This window comes from Sessilibacter corallicola (assembly GCF_021290925.1).
GTDB lineage: Bacteria > Pseudomonadota > Gammaproteobacteria > Pseudomonadales > Cellvibrionaceae > Sessilibacter > Sessilibacter corallicola.
The window spans coordinates 1,317,285-1,336,034 of record NZ_JAJSLX010000002.1; the positions used below are offsets into that span (position 1 = coordinate 1,317,285).

At 42.2% G+C, this 18,750-nt stretch carries 14 protein-coding genes and 1 tRNA gene; 9 read left to right on the forward strand and 6 right to left on the reverse strand.

The features are described from left to right. Positions 1-23: 23 nt before the first annotated feature. From LU361_RS12890 to LU361_RS12900, 3 genes are all read right to left on the reverse strand, one after another. Positions 24-410, reverse strand: a complete 387-nt coding sequence (locus tag LU361_RS12890) for a sirohydrochlorin chelatase (protein ID WP_233089242.1) — start codon at positions 408-410, stop codon at positions 24-26. 30 nt (positions 411-440) lie between these two features. Next, positions 441-1,508, reverse strand: a complete 1,068-nt coding sequence (hemH, locus tag LU361_RS12895; protein WP_233089243.1) for a ferrochelatase — start codon at positions 1,506-1,508, stop codon at positions 441-443. A gap of 134 nt (positions 1,509-1,642) precedes the next feature. After that, positions 1,643-2,488: a tetratricopeptide repeat protein gene (locus LU361_RS12900; RefSeq protein ID WP_233089244.1), complete on the reverse strand. Its 846-nt coding sequence runs from the start codon at positions 2,486-2,488 to the stop codon at positions 1,643-1,645. Between the two features lie 432 nt (positions 2,489-2,920). Here LU361_RS12900 and LU361_RS12905 point away from each other — a divergent pair, with 432 nt between their 5' ends. Further along, a complete protein-coding gene (locus LU361_RS12905; protein WP_233089245.1) occupies positions 2,921-3,589 on the forward strand; it encodes a class I SAM-dependent methyltransferase in 669 nt (222 codons plus the stop codon). A gap of 8 nt (positions 3,590-3,597) precedes the next feature. On the opposite strand, the gene LU361_RS12910 is transcribed toward LU361_RS12905, so the two are convergent. After that, positions 3,598-4,587, reverse strand: coding sequence for a GlxA family transcriptional regulator (locus LU361_RS12910; protein ID WP_233089246.1), 990 nt, complete (start codon positions 4,585-4,587; stop codon positions 3,598-3,600). 412 nt (positions 4,588-4,999) lie between these two features. On the opposite strand from LU361_RS12910, the gene LU361_RS12915 reads away from it, so the two are divergent. The 8 genes from LU361_RS12915 to LU361_RS12950 all read left to right on the forward strand — a co-directional run bounded on the left by LU361_RS12915 (position 5,000) and on the right by LU361_RS12950 (position 15,854). Then, positions 5,000-5,548 carry a helix-turn-helix domain-containing protein gene (locus tag LU361_RS12915; protein ID WP_233089247.1) on the forward strand — a complete coding sequence of 183 codons (549 nt, stop codon included), beginning with the start codon at positions 5,000-5,002 and terminating at the stop codon, positions 5,546-5,548. A 317-nt stretch (positions 5,549-5,865) separates the two neighbouring features. Next, a tRNA-Leu gene (locus tag LU361_RS12920) sits at positions 5,866-5,950 on the forward strand. Positions 5,951-6,112: 162 nt separating this feature from the next. After that, a complete protein-coding gene (tig, locus tag LU361_RS12925) occupies positions 6,113-7,423 on the forward strand; it encodes a trigger factor (RefSeq protein WP_233089248.1) in 1,311 nt (436 codons plus the stop codon). A 250-nt stretch (positions 7,424-7,673) separates the two neighbouring features. Next, entirely contained in the window at positions 7,674-8,306 is a 633-nt protein-coding gene (gene clpP, locus LU361_RS12930; RefSeq protein ID WP_233089249.1) for an ATP-dependent Clp endopeptidase proteolytic subunit ClpP, read from the forward strand. A gap of 292 nt (positions 8,307-8,598) precedes the next feature. Beyond that, positions 8,599-9,891, forward strand: coding sequence for an ATP-dependent Clp protease ATP-binding subunit ClpX (gene clpX / locus LU361_RS12935; RefSeq protein WP_233089250.1), 1,293 nt, complete (start codon positions 8,599-8,601; stop codon positions 9,889-9,891). 224 nt (positions 9,892-10,115) lie between these two features. Beyond that, positions 10,116-12,536 carry an endopeptidase La gene (gene lon, locus LU361_RS12940; RefSeq protein ID WP_233089251.1) on the forward strand — a complete coding sequence of 807 codons (2,421 nt, stop codon included), beginning with the start codon at positions 10,116-10,118 and terminating at the stop codon, positions 12,534-12,536. A gap of 590 nt (positions 12,537-13,126) precedes the next feature. Next, entirely contained in the window at positions 13,127-13,405 is a 279-nt protein-coding gene (locus tag LU361_RS12945) for an HU family DNA-binding protein (RefSeq protein WP_233089252.1), read from the forward strand. Positions 13,406-13,985: 580 nt separating this feature from the next. Continuing rightward, a complete protein-coding gene (locus tag LU361_RS12950) occupies positions 13,986-15,854 on the forward strand; it encodes a SurA N-terminal domain-containing protein (RefSeq protein ID WP_233089253.1) in 1,869 nt (622 codons plus the stop codon). Between the two features lie 68 nt (positions 15,855-15,922). On the opposite strand, the gene LU361_RS12955 is transcribed toward LU361_RS12950, so the two are convergent. Together LU361_RS12955 and gloB are read right to left on the reverse strand one after the other, a co-directional pair. Beyond that, positions 15,923-17,569: a LysM peptidoglycan-binding domain-containing protein gene (locus LU361_RS12955; RefSeq protein WP_233089254.1), complete on the reverse strand. Its 1,647-nt coding sequence runs from the start codon at positions 17,567-17,569 to the stop codon at positions 15,923-15,925. A 249-nt stretch (positions 17,570-17,818) separates the two neighbouring features. Further along, positions 17,819-18,652, reverse strand: a complete 834-nt coding sequence (gene gloB / locus LU361_RS12960; RefSeq protein ID WP_233089255.1) for a hydroxyacylglutathione hydrolase — start codon at positions 18,650-18,652, stop codon at positions 17,819-17,821. Positions 18,653-18,750: the final 98 nt, after the last annotated feature.

The following is an 18,750-nucleotide window of genomic DNA, read 5'->3' on the forward strand; positions in this document are numbered from 1 at the left end:
TGGTTCTAAGAACAAAACGCTAATCACTGTTGTTCGATGTGCTTAACCATAGAGTCTGCAAATGAGTCGAAGCTTCCAAAATAATCCAGCTGTTTGATGTCGGTATTTTTAAATTCTGCCAAACAGGCGTCAATTTGATTGGGTATGTCTACTCCAACGTGTTTCCCTTTATTGAAAAACATCGGGTAAATATCAAATTTTCTGAAGCCCAGTTGGTAATTTTTTTCTACCGCTCGTTTCATGCTGGGTTCGCACAGCTCTAAAAAAATTGCTTCAACGTGCTGATAAGACGCCAGCAGTGGTTTCATCTTTTCAACGATGGCTGCGAACTCATCGTTTGCCTGCTGAGCCCGACTTCCATGAGCCATGATCAACAAGCATTTGGCATTTTCATGAATTGGGTTTGACATAAATTTTAGCGCCTAGGTTATTGCGTTTGCTTAGCTTGTTGCGCCAAGTTTTTTTGCAGCGGATTTTTGTTGAGCTCTGTCTTCTTTTTGAATTTGCCAGCCTTCTAAATGCGTTTTGGCAATTTCAGTTAATGCGTGAATATGATTATCCTCGGCATTGAGCGCAGGAATGTAATCGAATTTCTCACCGCCTGAATCGATAAAATAATGTTTATTTTCTACCGCTATTTCTTCAATGGTTTCAAGGCAGTCGGCTGAGAAGCCGGGGCAAAATACTTGCACTGATTTGACGCCGTCGGTAGGCAGAGACTTCATGGTTTCGTCAGTATACGGTTGCAGCCATTCTTCACGGCCAAAACGAGATTGAAATGTTGTTTTGTACTGATTTTCGTTGAGACCTAACGCTTGTGCGATCAGGCGTGATGTTTTGTGACATTCACAAAAATACGGATCACCGTTGGTTAGATAACGTTTTGGTATACCGTGATACGATAAAATCAGTAAATCTGGTTCGCCGTTTTTTTGTTGAAATTGTTGGATTTGTTCCGCACACGCCTGAATGTATAGCGGGTGATCGTGATAGTGGTTTACAAATCTCAGTTCGGGAATCCATCGCCGCTGCGTAAAATCTTTGGCGACCGCATCAAAAGTGGATGCAGTGGTTGCCGCGCAGTATTGAGGGTATAACGGCAAAATCAGCAGCTTGCGTACGCCCGATTCCATCATTGATTGTATTTTTGACGAAACCGAAGGATTGCCGTAGCGCATGGCAAATTCAACGTGGTAATCGCTCAGTTGTGCTTGTAACTTTTCTTGCTGGGCTTGTGTGATGGTCAGCAGCGGTGAGCCTTCTTCGGTCCAAACGGTTTCATAAGCGTGCGCTGAGCGTTTGGGCCTAATCTGTAAAATAATGAAATTTAAAATCATCCACCATAAAAATCGGGGAAATTCCACAACTCTGGGGTCTGATAAAAATTCTTTAAGATAGGTTTTCAGCTTTTTGGGAGTAGGTGCGTCGGGAGTGCCGAGATTGGTTATTAACACCCCAATTTTTTCGTCTTGTTGGTGGTCAAACTTATCAGAGTTAATGTATTTCATGCGCTTTTATTGGAGTCAAAAAAGCCATTATACGAAATTTATTCGATAAAGGTTTATAAGCGACTGAATAATTCCGTCTGAGCTTTATCGATATCAATTCTGTTAAGAATCTCAAATGCCGGTAAATAATAAGACTAAGAACGGTACTGTTGGAGGTATCGCATTAATGAAGAGATTGCTCTTGTCAATTCTTGCGCGGCCGGTTCGTTATCTGAGATTTCCAACCAGGTTAATCCAGTTTTTGGATGAAACAGGCGGCAACTGGCATTTTGCAGGCTGCAGGTGTATTTGAGGTAAGGATTTAAGCCGTAGACCGAAAATCGTTCGTTGGTTGTCAGTTTTTTGCGATGATTGAGGTCTTGTGTGCTGGTGATGACTGTGTCTGGCAGCTTAACGGATATGCTGTGTCGATGGGCGCCTTCAATGCGGCTGGACGATAAAATTGAGGTATCCCCATATTGGTAGAAACTCAGCAAGTTATTAATATGCTGGGTAATTGCCGCTAAGATGTCGTCGGTTTGATAAAGAAACTGAAGGTATTCGTAGTAGTCGTCGGAAGACAACTGTTGATCAGACCAAATGAGTTCTGCTTTTGGGGTTTGTTTAGTGTTATTGGCGGATTTAGGCTGTTTTAACTGATTTTTGAGGTCTGTGATTAATCTGAGGGTTTCAAAGTATTCGGGTGCATTTCTGCCCGCTTGCTCTATGAATGTTTCAAACGCCGATAGCGCTCTGGCGGGTTGATTTAACGCCTGGGAAACTTGGCCTTGTAAGAAATAGAATTGCGACGGCAATTCGCGTCTTAATGTTCGCGCTTTGCTGAGTGAGTCTTGGGCTTGAGAGTACTTTTTTTGTTCGATTAAGTCTTCCGCTTCTAACAATAAGCGGTCAGCTTCAAATGATGGGCTCAATGCGGCTGAAGAGAACGAGCTTAGGCTGCTCATTAATACCATGCATGCCAAACCAATGATGAGACGCATAAATTTATCCTCCAGCGACAAATGTTATCGTATTGCCGTTATGTAATGATCAGTTCTAACAGCTCTGCACAGCTGATGCGCTTATGTTTATGCTTCGTGCCAATTGCTTAAGTTTAGCAACACTCGGCTGAGCACAAATACGCAAGTTGCCACGCTGTGTATATCAGAGTTTCCTTTACTTATTCTGAATTTTAATTGAACGGTCTAATTATCTGGTAATTCGATCACAAAAAGTACTAACAAAAGTTTACTCTCTGGCCCTATAGTGCCGTCAAATCTTTCTGATGAATGGTCGGCCTCCCAGAATATGATTCAATATGTGATCAATCGTACCATTAGGGTATCTGTCGGGCCGCTATCTGGAAAACGATGGATTCGCAAACCATGGATTCGCAGACCATGAATTCACAAACAACGGATTCGCCACTCTTTATGAATACTTCCTCACATAACCTTTGTCCTTTGTGTAGCGAAGCGACAGTCTTCTTTCAGGAAGACAAAAAACGACGCTATTTTTTATGTCATAACTGCTCTCTCGTCCATGTACCGGCTGAATACCAGCTCTCAAACGAGCACGAAAAAGAAGAATACGACAAACACGAGAACTCGTTTGAAGACGACGGTTATCGCCAGTTTTTGTCCAGAATGTTAACGCCAGTATTGGAGGTGATTGGCGATCATTCAGTCGGTATGGATTTTGGTTGTGGGCCAGCGCCGGTATTGGCGAGTATGTTTCGAGATTACGGACACGATGTATCAATATACGATAAGTACTATTTCTCTGATGAATCGGTGTTCGATAAAAAATACGATTTTGTGGTTACTACGGAAGTGATTGAGCATTTGGCCGATCCTTGGCACCAGTTGTTAAAAATAAAGCGCTGCATTAAACCGAACGGTATTCTCGGTGTGATGACCAAACGTTGGCTCAGCGCGGAACGATTTCGAGGTTGGCACTATAAAAACGATCCGACACACATCGTTTTTTTTCACGAGCAAACGTTTCGTTATCTTGCGAATCAGTGGCAGGTGAATGTCGAATTTATTGGCAGTGATGTCGTTCTGTTTAAAGGTATGAACACAGACACTGGTGATGCGTAATAATTGCCTTAAATTTTTGCCCGGAATAATTTTGCCCGAACAGTCGTTCTATATTCGCTGGGTGTTGTTGCCAGTAATTTTTTGAACAGGCCGGTGAAATGTCCCATATCTGAATAACCGACTTTAAAAGCGATTTCGCTGATCGTTAAGTTGCTTGTTTGCAACAAATCTTTCGCTACCTGAATGCGTATTTCTTGCAGATATTGGAGCGGAGATTTATTGGTGGCGTTTTTGAATCTCCGATTAAACGATCGCACACTCATTTCAAAGCGTTCGGCGACGTCACTGATTTGTATGTCTTTGCCGTAGTTATCCTGCAGCCACATTTGTGCCTGAACAATGTCTTCGTCTGGGTGTTGATTGATTTCTCCGTCGAAGTAACCGCGCTCTTGATAAGAACGTCTAATTTCGTGGGAAAAATGCCTTTCTACGTGATTGGCAACTTCCTGATTATAGAGGCGTTGAATGAAATGAACGGTTAAATCGGCGAGGGCATTAACACTGGCAGCACAAAAAATATTTCCCGATTGCGTTATAAAGTATTGCCGTTTTAGGTCTACGCTTGGGTAATATTTTTGAAACTGATCAAAATAATGCCAATGCGTGGTCGCGGCTTTTCCGTCGAGCAGTTTCGCTTCTGCCAAAAAACAGACGCCTGTTCCTACTGCGCTGACGGTAGCGCCATTTTGAACGCGTTCAATTAGCCAGGGAAAAATGGACTCATTGGATTGAATAATTGGTCTGGGATTCCGCCACAAAGCCGGTAAGAAGATAATATCGCTCTCGGGGCTGTCTTTAAATTGTTGATCAGCGACCAAAGAAAAGCCAGAGCGGGTTTTAATGGGTTCTTTCGTATCCGCAACCGATTGAATATTAAGTTCTAATGCACGCCGGTTCTTAGCGCGGGCAAAACTTTCCCCGGCTTTAAGCATTTCCATGGGAAGGGTAGCGCTAGACGCTAACATATCTGAGCAAAGCACAAATGAGATTGTTTGCATAAATTCAACAACGGCGATTGGGAGATTGAGAGAAAGTTGTCTGAGACTTTTTTCTGCGACATTTGTATGTTTTTAAAGTGAACAGTACATTAGCACGAATATCCTAGAAGTTTGCGTGAAATATTTTACTGGCAACGGGCTGGGTTCCAATGGATGAATCATTTCACTAATGATCGTTTATGATGGTTTTTTATTTCATGTTGTTATTTGCTATAAACGTTGCGCTCCATAATTATGTGCGCTCTAAAAATTATTACATTGACGGGAATCTTTCTGTAAAAACAGGTGCGGTTACTTTTGATCGGGTTGATTTTAAAGCTCGCGGTATTTGGATTGAAGTAAATCGTAAGATTTTAATGATTTCTAGATAGATGTTTTCAAATCAATACCATCTAAATAGGGAATGATCAGAGTGACTGATGTAGGAGAGCGTTTACAGCAAATTCGTAAACTTAATGGTTGGTCTCAAAGAGAGTTAGCTCGCCGGGCGAATGTTACCAACAGTGCTATTTCGCAAATGGAGCAGGGCAGGGTGAGCCCATCGGTAGCGTCGCTAAAAAAAGTGTTGGATGGCGTACCAATTTCACTGGAAGATTTTTTTGGGTTGGATTTGGAGTCATCAACCAATGCGTTTTATCGAGCCTGCGATATGCCCGATATAGGTGACGGTGTTTATGTATCAAAGTTGGTCGGTGCAGACAAAACCAAACGTGCTCTGTCGTTAATGTGGCAATTCTATCCGGCGGGATCGGATTCTGGGGAAGAGCTGATAAAATCGCCCGAAGAATATACCGGTGTGGTGTTCGATGGAGAGCTTGAGATAACCGTTGGCGCAGAAACTAAAACGCTCGCCCCTGGCGATGGCTTTTATGTTGCTGTTGGTCGTGGGTTTAGAATTAGAAATTCGGGCTCAGTAGGCTGTATTGCAGCTATCGCTAAGACCGAAAATAGAAATAAATAATCTTCATTATCATTTTTTGACCTACAAATCCTTCTCGGGAAGCAAAGGTTGCGAATTAGATTAAATTTTATTTTTTAGTGTGTGATTGATGTCTGAGCGAATTGATAGATTTTTCTGCATTTTTACTGGTGTAGTTGACGATTAATTCAGCAAAATGAAAGAATTTTTACAAAAATGCAATTCGCTGTGATTTGAGTGTTGAACCCTCTAAATTCCTGTGGCACAATGCGCTCCGCTTCTGAGGCAAAGCGCAGAAATTTAAAAAAATATCTAGCCAAATCAATGGTTTATGATAGAATAGCTTCAAATGAAACAAAGCGGACGTGGTGAAATTGGTAGACACGCCAGATTTAGGTTCTGGTGCCGCAAGGTGTGAGAGTTCGAGTCTCTCCGTCCGCACCATATTGAATTCTTGCACAAGCTGATGGTATCACCTTGTGCTTAGTCATATTCTCACAACCGAATTTTCAGCATCGCTTTTCTGAAAAATCTAATATCAAGAATTGCTAAGGTGTGTTGAGCGTTTCCTTCCTGGTTGTGAGTTCAAGTTATTAGAGGATCAACATGCAGGTCTCAATCGAAACCACCGAAGGATTAGAGCGTAAAATGACTGTGGGTATTCCCGCAGAGCAATTGGATGGTGAAGTAGAAAAACGCTTAAAAGAAGCAGCGAAAACCATTCAGCTTAACGGTTTCCGTCGAGGCAAAGTACCTCTAAAAGTAGTTAAGCAACGCTTCGGTGCTGGCGTTCGCCAAGAAGTGATGGGTGACCTGATCAACAAAACCTTCCCAGAAGCTGTTCAGCAAGAAGAATTAAAGCCAGCTGGTCAACCAGCAATCGAGCCTAAAGAAATCGCAGAAGGCGCTGATTTCGAATACGTGGCTACCTTTGAAGTTTACCCTGAGCTAACTCTTAACAGCGTTGAAGGTTACGACATCACTAAGCTGAACGCTGAAGTGACTGATGCTGACCTAGATAAAATGGTCGACATTTTAAGAAAGCAACAAGCTTCTTGGACTGTTGTTGAGCGCGCTGCTAAAACCGAAGATAAAGTCGTTATTGACTTTGAAGGTACCAAAGGCGGAGAAGCGTTTGAAGGCGGATCTGCAACTGGTCAAGACCTTGTTTTAGGTTCTGGTCAAATGATTCCTGGCTTCGAAGATGGCGTTGTTGGTATGAGCGCTGGTGAAGAGAAGGTTCTAGAACTGACTTTCCCAGAAGATTACCACGCAGAAGATCTTAAAGGCGCAGCAGTTGAATTTAAAGTTACTGTTCAATCTGTAAACGAACAAGAATTGCCAGAGCTTAATGCAGAATTCTTCAAGAATTTCGGTACTGAAGTAGAAACCGAAGAAGCGTTCCGTGAAGAAGTTAAAAACAACATGGAGCGTGAGCTGAAAAACGCTGCTAAAAATAAGCTCAAAACTCAAGTAATGGACAAGCTTGTTGACGCTCATGAAGTTGAGTTGCCAAAAGCGTTGATTGCCGGTGAAGTTGATGCGTTGCGTCAGCAAACTGCCCAGCAATTTGGCGGTGGTGCACAGAATTTAGATCTTAAGTCTTTGCTTCCAGACACTATGTTCCAGGAGCAAGCTGAGCGTCGTGTTGCTTTAGGTCTGATTGTTAGCGAAATCGTACAAGCTGAAGAAATCAAAGTTGATGCAGACAAAGTAAAAGCAATGGTTGATGAAATTGCCTCTACTTATCAGCAGCCGGAAGAAGTGGTTAACTACTACTACGGCAATCAGCAATTGCTTGCTGGTGTTGAGTCTGTTGTTCTTGAAGACCAAGTTGTTGACTTCGTTCTTTCTAAAGCGAATGTTGAAGAGAAAGACAGCAGTTACGAAGAAGTCATCAAACCAGCTAACCAATAATTAGCCTTCCAAATAGTGTGTCTATTTTAGCGTTTAGATAACTATTTGTTTATAAAGGTGATTTTTGATCAAAGGCCGCATTATTAGCGGCCTTTTTTGTCACTAAATATTAATACATTGCTGGAATATCTCTTAAACTCGGGTTAAGCTGGTAAACGATTTACGTTTCACGAACCGTTACTCCATAAGAGTGCATGAGAAAAAGCGCGCTTCATTCTGATGCGCTATAGTCAGTGAATTGAGTGTTAATATGTCAGACATCCTTACCCCAAATTCCATTGCCGCCGTTAATTCTGGCTTAGTTCCTGTAGTAATCGAACAAACCGCTCGTGGTGAACGCTCTTTCGATATTTACTCGCGTTTGTTAAAAGAACGAATTATTTTTCTTGTTGGCCAAGTTGAAGACCACATGGCTAACTTGGTTGTTGCTCAGCTGCTATTTTTAGAAGCAGAAAATCCTGATAAAGATATTCATTTATACATCAACAGTCCTGGTGGTTCTGTCACAGCAGGCTTGTCAATCTACGATACAATGCAATTCATCAAACCTGACGTGAGCACTATGTGTATCGGTCAGGCTTGCAGTATGGGTGCGTTCTTGTTAACCGCCGGCGCCAAAGGTAAGCGTTACTGCCTGCCTAACGCCAGAACCATGATTCATCAACCCAGTGGTGGTGCTCAAGGTCAAGCGTCTGATATCCACATTCAAGCGCAAGAGATTTTGAACATTCGTACCCGCTTAAACGAGTTGATGTCTGCCCATACTGGTCAATCAATTGAGAAGATTGCTGCAGATACTGAGCGAGACAACTTTATGAGTGCCGCTGAGTCTGCTGAATACGGTTTGGTCGATACCGTCATGGAAAGCCGTATTGGTGAATAATTCTCGTAACTGGTTGTCCAAACCTATCTATAATGAAAGTTACGCGTGAGCCGCTGATTATCATCTATTATTTGTATATGAATGCCCCAAATAATGGTGTTTAGAACAATTTGTTTTAAAGATTAGGGGCTTTAAGTTTTGATGGTTTGTTACCAACTTAACTAATTAATGTGAGAGCTGCGGCTTTTGCTTTTGATTGTATTAAATTGATATATTTTTTAGTCAAAGGCTTGCAAAAACAGTTTAAAGCTAGCATCTTTCTGGATACTAGTTGAAAAAATGGAGTGATTTAATGTCCGATCACGGTAATGATAAAGACAATCAGAATGGCAAGCTTCTTTATTGCTCATTTTGTGGGAAAAGTCAGCATGAAGTCAGAAAACTGATTGCTGGGCCTTCTGTCTTTATCTGCGATGAGTGTGTCGATCTTTGCAATGATATCATTCGCGAAGAAATCCAAGAAAACAACGCAGAAGGTAGTTCCGATAGGCTTCCTACTCCAGAGGAAATCGCGAAAACACTTGATCAATATGTCATTGGTCAGCGACGTGCTAAGAGAGTTCTCTCTGTCGCGGTTTACAATCACTACAAGCGACTACGAATTGGCTCTGACAATAAAAAGAGCAAAGACGAAGTTGAACTGGGTAAGAGTAACATCTTACTGGTCGGCCCCACCGGTAGCGGTAAAACCCTACTGGCGGAGACCCTTGCCCGATTACTCAATGTTCCCTTTACCATTGCTGATGCTACCACGCTTACCGAAGCAGGTTATGTCGGTGAAGACGTCGAAAACATTATTCAAAAGCTACTTCAAAAGTGTGATTACGACGTAGAAAAAGCACAGCAAGGCATCGTTTACATCGATGAAATCGATAAGATTTCTAGAAAGTCTGACAACCCATCGATTACTCGTGACGTGTCTGGCGAAGGTGTCCAGCAGGCGTTGCTTAAGTTGATCGAAGGAACGGTAGCATCTGTTCCTCCCCAAGGTGGCCGTAAACACCCTCAGCAAGAGTTTTTGCAGGTAGATACCTCTAACATTCTCTTTATTTGTGGTGGTGCTTTTGCAGGTCTAGACAAGGTCATCTTAGACCGCTCCGAAAAAGGCGGAATCGGTTTCGGTGCGCAGGTAAAAAGCACTTCAGACAACAAGAACTTTGGCGAAGCGCTGAAAGAGTTAGAAGCCGAAGATTTGGTTAAATACGGCTTAATTCCAGAGTTTGTCGGTCGCTTACCGGTAATCGCTACGCTCGAAGAATTGAGTAAAGAAGCTTTAGTACAGATTCTCACTGAACCTAAAAACGCGCTCACGAAACAATACGGCAAGTTATTCAGTATGGAAGGTGTCGAGATCGATTTCCGTCCAGAAGCGCTAGAAGCTGTTGCTCAAAAAGCGATGGATCGTCGTACTGGTGCTCGTGGCTTGCGTTCTATTATGGAAAACGTGTTGCTTGATACGATGTACGAAATACCTTCAAGTGAAAACGTTGTCAAAGTTGTCGTAGACGAAAGTGTCATCAACGGCGAGTCTGAACCGCTTTTGGTTTATGAGAATAACTCTCAAAAAGCTATCTCGGATGATTAACTGAAGGGGGATTCCCCCAAGCAGTTACCGGGTATTCCACTGCTGAACTGATACATTTTAATATTATACCTGGGCCGTTTTCGGCCCTTTTTCGTAAATAGCATTCAAAATTTTCATCGATATCTTTTCTATTGGACTTGTATTCTGTCTAGCTTGCCCAAAGAACTCAGGAATGTCTTTTTCGATGAATTACTGTGAATATATAAAAAGAGGGGCATTGATATATGTCTTCAGCTAGCTCAGAAAATATCAGCCGCGGACTTCCCCTGTTGCCTCTAAGGGATGTGGTGATTTATCCGCATATGGTGATCCCGTTGTTTGTTGGCCGTGAAAAGTCAATTGAAGCGCTTGAACAAGCAATGGCGACTGATAAGCAAGTTTTATTGTTGGCTCAGAAAAACGCCTCTGACGACGATCCAACACCTGATCGTTTGTTTGAAATAGGAACGGTGTCGTCCGTTCTTCAGCTGTTAAAACTCCCTGATGGTACCGTTAAGGTCTTGGTCGAAGGCGGCGAGAGAGCAAAAGTTACCGATATTGAAAGTGAAGGTAATTTCTACAAAGCCAACGTTGAGTACTTAATTCCTGAGGATGTTCCAGAGCGCGAAGGCGAAGTTCTGGTTAAAACCGCACTCAGTCAATTTGAACAGTACGTTAATTTAAGTAAGAAAGTTCCTTCCGAGGTTATGACCTCTCTGTCTGGCATCGATGAGCCGGGCCGTTTGGCAGATACCATCGTTGCTCATATGTCTCTCGAGCTGAATCAGAAGCAAGAGATTCTAGAAATGGTGGGTGTGCGAGAGCGCCTAGAGCACATTTTAGGTCTAATCGAAGCAGAAATTGACTTGTTCCAGGTCGAGAAGCGAATTCGCGGCCGTGTTAAAAAGCAGATGGAAAAAAGTCAGCGCGAGTACTACCTAAATGAGCAAATGAAAGCCATTCAGCGCGAACTTGGTGACATGGGCGATGAACCCAATGAGCTTGAAGATCTGGAGCAAAAAATCGCCGATTCAGGCATGCCTGAAGAAGCTGAGAAGAAAGCCAAGGCAGAACTCAATAAGCTCAAGATGATGTCGCCTATGTCTGCCGAGGCGTCGGTAGTGCGCTCTTACATCGATTGGATGCTTAATGTTCCTTGGACAAAGCGCAGCAAAGTTAGAAATGATTTAACTCGCGCTGAGGAAATTTTAGAGAAAGATCATTACGGCCTTGAAGAAGTTAAAGCGCGCATATTGGAATATCTTGCGGTACAAAAACGTGTTCGCAAGATAAAAGGCCCAGTACTTTGTTTGGTGGGTCCTCCCGGTGTTGGTAAAACCTCATTGGGTGAATCCATAGCCCGCGCAACCAACCGTAAATTTGTACGCATGGCTTTAGGCGGCGTTCGCGATGAAGCAGAGATTCGCGGCCACAGAAGAACCTACATTGGTTCTTTGCCTGGTAAACTCATCCAGAAAATGTCAAAAGCTGGTGTGAAAAACCCGCTGTTTTTATTGGATGAGATCGACAAAATGGGTATGGATCATCGCGGTGATCCCGCTTCTGCGTTGTTGGAAGTGTTAGACCCAGAGCAGAACAACAGCTTTAACGATCACTACTTAGAGGTCGATTATGATCTGTCTGATGTGATGTTTATTTGTACATCTAACTCGATGAATATTCCTGGTCCTTTAATTGACCGAATGGAAGTTATTCGAATTCCGGGTTACACCGAAGATGAAAAAGTAAATATCTCGACTAAGTATCTGATTCCAAAGCAAATTGATCGCAATGGTCTTAAAGCTAAAGAGATAAACATTACCGAATCAGCGATACGAGATGTAATTCGCTATTACACACGAGAAGCGGGTGTTCGTGGCTTAGACCGCGAAATCGCCAAAATTTGTCGAAAGGTTGTTACGCAACACGTGAAAGACAAGTCCGCTTCCTGTGCTGAGGTCGATAGTGACGTTCTTGAGAAATACCTAGGCGTTAAGCGATTCGACTACGGCGTTGCCGAGGAAGAAAATCAAATCGGTCAGGTTACCGGTTTGGCTTGGACGCAAGTGGGTGGTGAGCTGTTAACCATTGAAGCGGCATCACTGAAAGGTAAGGGCAGATTGGTTAAAACCGGTTCTCTGGGTGATGTAATGCAGGAGTCTATCCAGGCGGCCATGACGGTTGTTCGCTCTCGGTCTCAAGTTCTCGGGATTGCCCCAGACTACTCAGAGAATACCGACTTACACATTCACGTGCCTGAAGGTGCGACGCCTAAAGACGGTCCTAGTGCCGGTATTGCGATGTGCACTGCGTTGGTAAGTGTTCTCACAAATATCCCTGTTAGAGCCGATGTTGCTATGACAGGTGAGATTACACTGCGTGGTGAAGTACTTCGTATCGGCGGCTTAAAAGAGAAATTGTTGGCAGCGCATCGTGGTGGAATCAAAACCGTACTGATTCCTGCAGACAATGAGCGAGACTTGAAAGAAATCCCGGACAACATTAAGGCCGATTTGGTTATTAAGCCTGTTAAGTGGATCGATCAAGTGTTAGAAGTTGCTTTAACTCACTTGCCTGAGCCTTTTTCCGATGAAGAATACCAAGCATTGGAAGAGCGAGCTAAGCGCAAAGACTCTGTTAGTGTTGAACCGGCAAGTCGACACTGAGTCAACTTTTGACTGCAGTCATAATGTTTTAATGAACAACGGGAGTTAATCCTCCCGTTGTTTACATAAAGTTACATCTAGTTTGTTATCGATATTTACTTATTTTTGTTTTCGTTGTCATTGCTGTTGAGCATTCATCGAAATATTAAATGCTAGCCCAATAAAAATAATTGTACGTTTGTATAAAAATAATTTAAAAATAGTACGGGTTTTGTCACACGACATTTTCGTTTTTCTCAATAGCCAGTCCCATTTCTAAATTAATGTATCTTATTGGTGCTTTTAGTAAGAATTTGAATTCTCATTAATGAGCGAAAAACAGTCGAATTTTACTGATAGTAAATAAAGTAACAATTTTAATTCAGTTAACTTTTTCTGATGTGTTCAACAGAAAAATTAATTATTGCTCGATATATATAGAGTTTTACGGATTTTTACCGTTTTAATGTGTATGTTCCTTGACCCTGTAAATCTCTGTTGGTATAAAACGCCTTCTCGCTGAAGCCCGTGTAAATACTGGCTTGTGGTGTTTTTGCTAGCAAGTATGTATAGCGATAAAAGTAAAGATCAATCAAAATGAGGGGTAAAGTGTGAATAAATCAGAGCTTATCGAAGCCATTGCTGCATCAGCAGATATACCTAAAGCAGCTGCTGGTCGTGCGTTGGATGCAATGGTAGATACCGTTACCAATGCTCTGAAAGATGGCGATCAGGTCGTATTAGTTGGTTTTGGTACTTTCTCTGTGAAAGACCGAGCAGCTCGTACTGGTCGTAACCCACAGACTGGTGAGCCAATTGAAATTGCAGCGGCTAAGATTCCAAGCTTTAAGCCTGGTAAAGCATTAAAAGACGCTGTTAACCCTTCTTAATTAAATACAAAATTTCTAAAGGTATGCTCTCAATCTTTTTTAAAGCTATTTGAGTGCGTATCTTTACCGTTATCCGTAACTATTTGTTCTTGTATTTATAAAGTGACTTGTGTCATACGCCTTTTCAAATGCGTTGGCACTTAAGTTTATTATTGACTCTTATGTATTCGTAATAAGCTACATTATAATAACCATTGTTCAAAACATGGTTTATATAAGAATTAATCTGGAATTTAAGATAAGCCAGTTAAATATTTGCGTTGTATTTAGGGTTAAAAGTAATCGCTTTATTTGTGTATAAAGCAAATGTGTTTGTAAGCTGTACTGAGCCAAAGTTAGGGATAGACGGAATTTGTTGATAAATTTCCGATCAATAACGAATACAAAAATGCTTTCAGTTATTTTGTTTGTACAGGCTGTAGTATTAAGTGAACTTTATGGTTGCTTTAATACACAAACACATAACAAACTTATGTTTGAATAGTATTGTAGGACAGGTGCACTGCGTGCGCCTTTTTTTTGTCATTTAGTTTTGTTGAAACGGTAGTTCTAACTGAACTACATCAATACGGTAATTATCATGCTGCAATCATTTCGCGATAATTTAAAAGGGACTGTTGCCATCATTTTGGTTGGCCTAATTTGTATTCCTTTCGCGCTTTTTGGTATTGAGTCATTGTTCACTCAAAACCCTACCACGCAACCTGTTGCTGAAGTGAATGGTGAGCCAATTACTCGCATTGAGTTAGATCAGGCTGTTCAGATTCAAAAGCGTCAACTGATTGCTCAGTTGGGTGACAATTTACCACCCGAGTTTTTGAGCGATGAGCGTTTACGCCAACCGGTTCTTGAAAGCTTAATTCAAAGAAAAGCCTTAATTCAGGCCGCTGACAAATCTGGCTTAGCGGCCAGCGAACAACAACTGAACAGTATTATTGTTGATTCACCCGATTTTAAAATCGATGGTGAGTTTGACAACAATCGCTTTATTCAAGCTTTGCGAACTACTGGTTACACCGTTTCTGGCTACAAATCTTTGTTGTCTGAAGAAGTTACCTTAAATCAATTTTCGGTAGCGGTTGGACAAACCAACTTCGCGCTCAAGCAAGAAGTAGATTTCTTGACCGCGCTAGGTTTGCAAACGCGCGACTTTGACTATGTTCTGTTGAAGCGAGACGATTTTCTAGCGTCTGTTGAGGCAAGTGATGAAGAAATTCAGGCTTATTATGATGAAAATCAGCTGAATTATTTGTCTCCTGAAACAATCACTATCGAAGCGATTGAGTTGAATGCTCAAGACTTAGTGGCAGATTTTGAAGTTGACGAAGAAACCTTGCTTGCTGAATACGATATAGAAATAGCAACGTATCAAGCTACCACTCAACGACGTGCTTCGCATATTCTTCTCGATCCGTCTTTAGATACCTATAACGATACACTCGACACTATTCAATCTCGACTGGATGCTGGCGAAGAATTTTCAGTATTGGCGAAAGAGTTTTCTCAAGATTTCGGCTCTAAAGAAAACGGCGGTGATGTGGGTTATACATCGGGTGAGTCATTTGTATCTGAATTCGAAGATGCGTTGTTAGAGTTAGAAGTCGGTCAGGTGTCGAGTCCTGTATTAACCGATTTCGGTATCCATATTATTAAACTCACTGCTATCGAAGATAAGCCTGCACCTACTTTTGAAGAGATGCGTTTTGAACTTGTTCAACGTTTAAAACAAACAGAAGCAGAAGCACGATTCATTGATAAATCCGAGGCATTAGCAGACTTATCGTTCAATGTATCTGACTTATCTACAGTTGCTGAAGACCTAGAATTAACTCTTTGGACGTCAGAACCATTCACCTCTGCAGGTGGTGTTGGGTTAGCGGGCAATGCCGAAATCGTAAACGCGGCATTTAACGAAGAATTAATTGGCTCCGGCCGAAGCAGCGATATTATCAGTCTTGGTGATGATTCTTCTGTTGTTATTCGTGTAACCAGTCATACTCCTGAAGCAGTTATGCCTTTAGACGATGTTAAAGATTCGGTCGCTGAGTCTGTTAAGCAGGCTAAGTCCAGTGAGTTGCTTGCGCAGCAAAGCGAAGAAGTGCTAGCGAAAATCAAATCTGGCGAAGATTTTTCTGAATTGGCCACTGCAATGGAATACAAGCTTGAAGAAGCCAGAGATATTCAGCGTCAAAATGTTGAGTTATCTCGTGAATTGGTAGAAGGCGTGTTTGGCTTAGCTAAACCTGCTGATGCGCCAATTGTTGACAAGGTTGAGTTAACCTCCGGCGATATTGCTTTGGTCAGCCTCAGCTCTGTAAAAGCAGGTGATTTAACGTCTGTATCTGAGCAAGAATTAGCGGCAGTGAATGCACAACTTGGGCAAGCGTTTGGAAACTCTGATTTGACAAATATTCGTCAAGCCATTGTTGCTGCTGCCAACGTTGAATAACAAAAAATAAATACGTTAAATAAAAAAGTCGCCTTTATGGCGACTTTTTTTATGGCTGTAATTTGGGATTACTGTAGATTCGTTACATTTACAAACAGGGTGAGTTTGTCTCCGGGCTGCAAATATTTATTGTGAGCAACCTGGTTCCAGCTTTTAATTTTTTGCACGGTTAAATTAAATTTTTGTGCAATCCTTGCCAACGAATCACCTTTTCTAACGCGGTAGTGAATCTTTCTGATGGTATCGCTGTTGTGATTAAACGCTAAGTTCGAATTGCTGTTGCTGACTTTGGCGTGGGTCCAAACGACGAGCTTTTGATTGATCTGCAAAGGGTCAGTTGGCGCCATTGCGTTCCAGCTTGCAAGAGTTCTCACCTTTACACCGTATCTTTTTGCAATTGTCCAAAAACTATCCCCCGCTTTTACCGTATAAATAACTTTCTGAGATTTATTGCTTGGTGAAGAGCTTTGCTTTCGCGTGGTTCTTTGTGCTTGGCTGTGGGTGTATTGATTGAGTGGTTGCTTCGCAACTGGAATCATTAATGCGTCTCCAGCCCGAATAGTATTGTTGCGAATATTATTTACCGACTTGAGTGTTGAGACGTCTGTATTAAATTTCTTTGCAATTTTAATCAGTGAGTCACCAGAAACAATTTTGTACCGCTCCCATCCAATTCTTTCTTGAGGTGATAACTGCGACAGCCTTTCGGTGAATATATCGACTTTTTCAATCGGAATGACAAGTTGATTATTGCCGTTTGGCGTTGTTGCCCATCGGTTGTAACCCGGGTTTAATTTATAAAGCCGATCGATAGAAATACCTGCTAAATCGGCTGCTTGTGATAAGTCAATTTGCGTTCCGACTTTTACAACCTCAAATACGGGTTTGTTTTCGATAGGGTACAAAGTAACGCCGTATTTATCTGGATCTGCGACGATTTTAGAAAGAGCTAGGAGCTGAGGCACATAAGCGGCTGTTTCTTTGGGTAATCTTAGCGACCAATAATCGGTTGGTTTTCCCGCACGATGATTTTTTCGCTTAGAGCGCTTAACCGTTCCCTCTCCTGAGTTGTATGCGGCAAGTGCGTGTAACCAGTTGCCGTCAAAAAATTTATTGAGATATTTTAAGTAGCGAATTGCAGCTTCGGTTGAGGCGACAATGTCGCGGCGTCCGTCATACCACCAGTTTTGATCCAGGCCGTAGGCTTTTCCAGTTCCCGGAATAAATTGCCAAATTCCTGCGGCTCGACCGTGAGAGTAGGCGAAAGGATCAAATGCGCTTTCAACAATGGGTAATAGGGCGAGTTCTAGAGGGAGATTTTCTTCTTCAAGTCGAGAGGTAATGTGATGGAGATAAGCGCTGCCACGTTCACCAACGCGCTGTAAATATTTGGGGTGTTTGATGTACCACTCCAGATAAGTTTCAACTCGAGGGTGATTGACTTCATGGAGTTCAAAGCCTTTACGAATTCGTTCCCAAAGATCGGTTGTTCCTGTTAATTCAAATCCATCCGTTGAGAATTCTTCAATAGAGCAGTGTTTATCAGGTCCGAATTCAGTTAACTGGTCTGCTCCAACAACTTTATCCGATAAATTCTGTTCATCGTTTATGTCACTGCTGGATTGGTGGGCTAATTTATCGGTATTAATACTTTGACACGCAATTAATGTAGAACAAAGCGCGATATTAATGGCGAGTACTCGAAATCTGGGCATGCGAAAACGAAACGTCCTATTTATATTTATTGGGGCGAGATAAAGTTCTCAGTACGTAGTTAAAGTTGAGTTCGGCAGGCTTAGCTTAGAGGTGAGTCGTCGGTTGAAGGAATAGAGCTTCAAAGCATCGATCATTTCTAAAAGTGTATAGCCGTCACATTTTTACGATTATAAGTGATTAAAAATCACATTATCTACGGCTATACAAGTTAAAGCACTAAAGAAACTGTTGCTTGGACCTAGGTGTTCTTAAAAACGATCCTTCCATTTTCTAATTTCTGTGAATACTTCAGCTTCCGTCAAATTTTTCACTTGCGCCAATTCACAGGCTTTGTCGATCACGCTTGGACGATCCCAACGCAGAAACGGATTAACGTCGAACTCCGTTGATAGGACGGTAGGTATAGAAGGTTGATCGTTTTCTCTGAGTTGATTAACTGACGCTATGCGCTGTTGTATTTCTGCGCTGTTGGGTTCCACGGCTTCAGCGAAGGCTAAATTGCTCGTAGTGTACTCGTGGGCGCAAAATACCAGCGTATTTGAAGGAAGTTGGCGAAGCTTTTTGAGTGAGCTGAGCATGTCGGAGGGTGAACCTTCAAAAAGGCGGCCGCAACCACTGGCAAACAGAGTATCGCCGCTAAACAGTAACGGCTGTTGATCGTCTGGTCGGAAATAAACGATGTGATCACGAGTGTGACCCGGAACCGATATAACCTCTAAGGTGACATTGGGGGAGAGCGATAGTGATTCTCCCTCCGTGACAGGCACAGTCACTTGAGGAACCCGCTTACTTTGGATGCCGAAGACAGGAGTATCCGGGTATTTATTTAGGAGGCTGTTGATCCCGCCAATGTGATCATCGTGATGATGGGTGATCAATATTCCCGCAAGTGTGTGGTCGGGAAAACTTTCTAACTGGTTAAGTACAGGGGTGGCTTCACCTGGATCAACTAACCACAATTGTTTGCTTTGGCTATCTTCGATAAGCCAGATATAGTTATCTGAGTACGCCAATATAGGTCGAACAGTGACGTTATTTAATTCTGTGATGGCACTTGGCTGATGTTTTGTCAAAGAATTCAATGGCTTCTCCTCGGGGGTTGCTGGGTACCAACAAAAAGTAATGCAAACCCTTGTATTCACGATTTCAATAGTCGATAGTTACTTTATATGATTGTAAT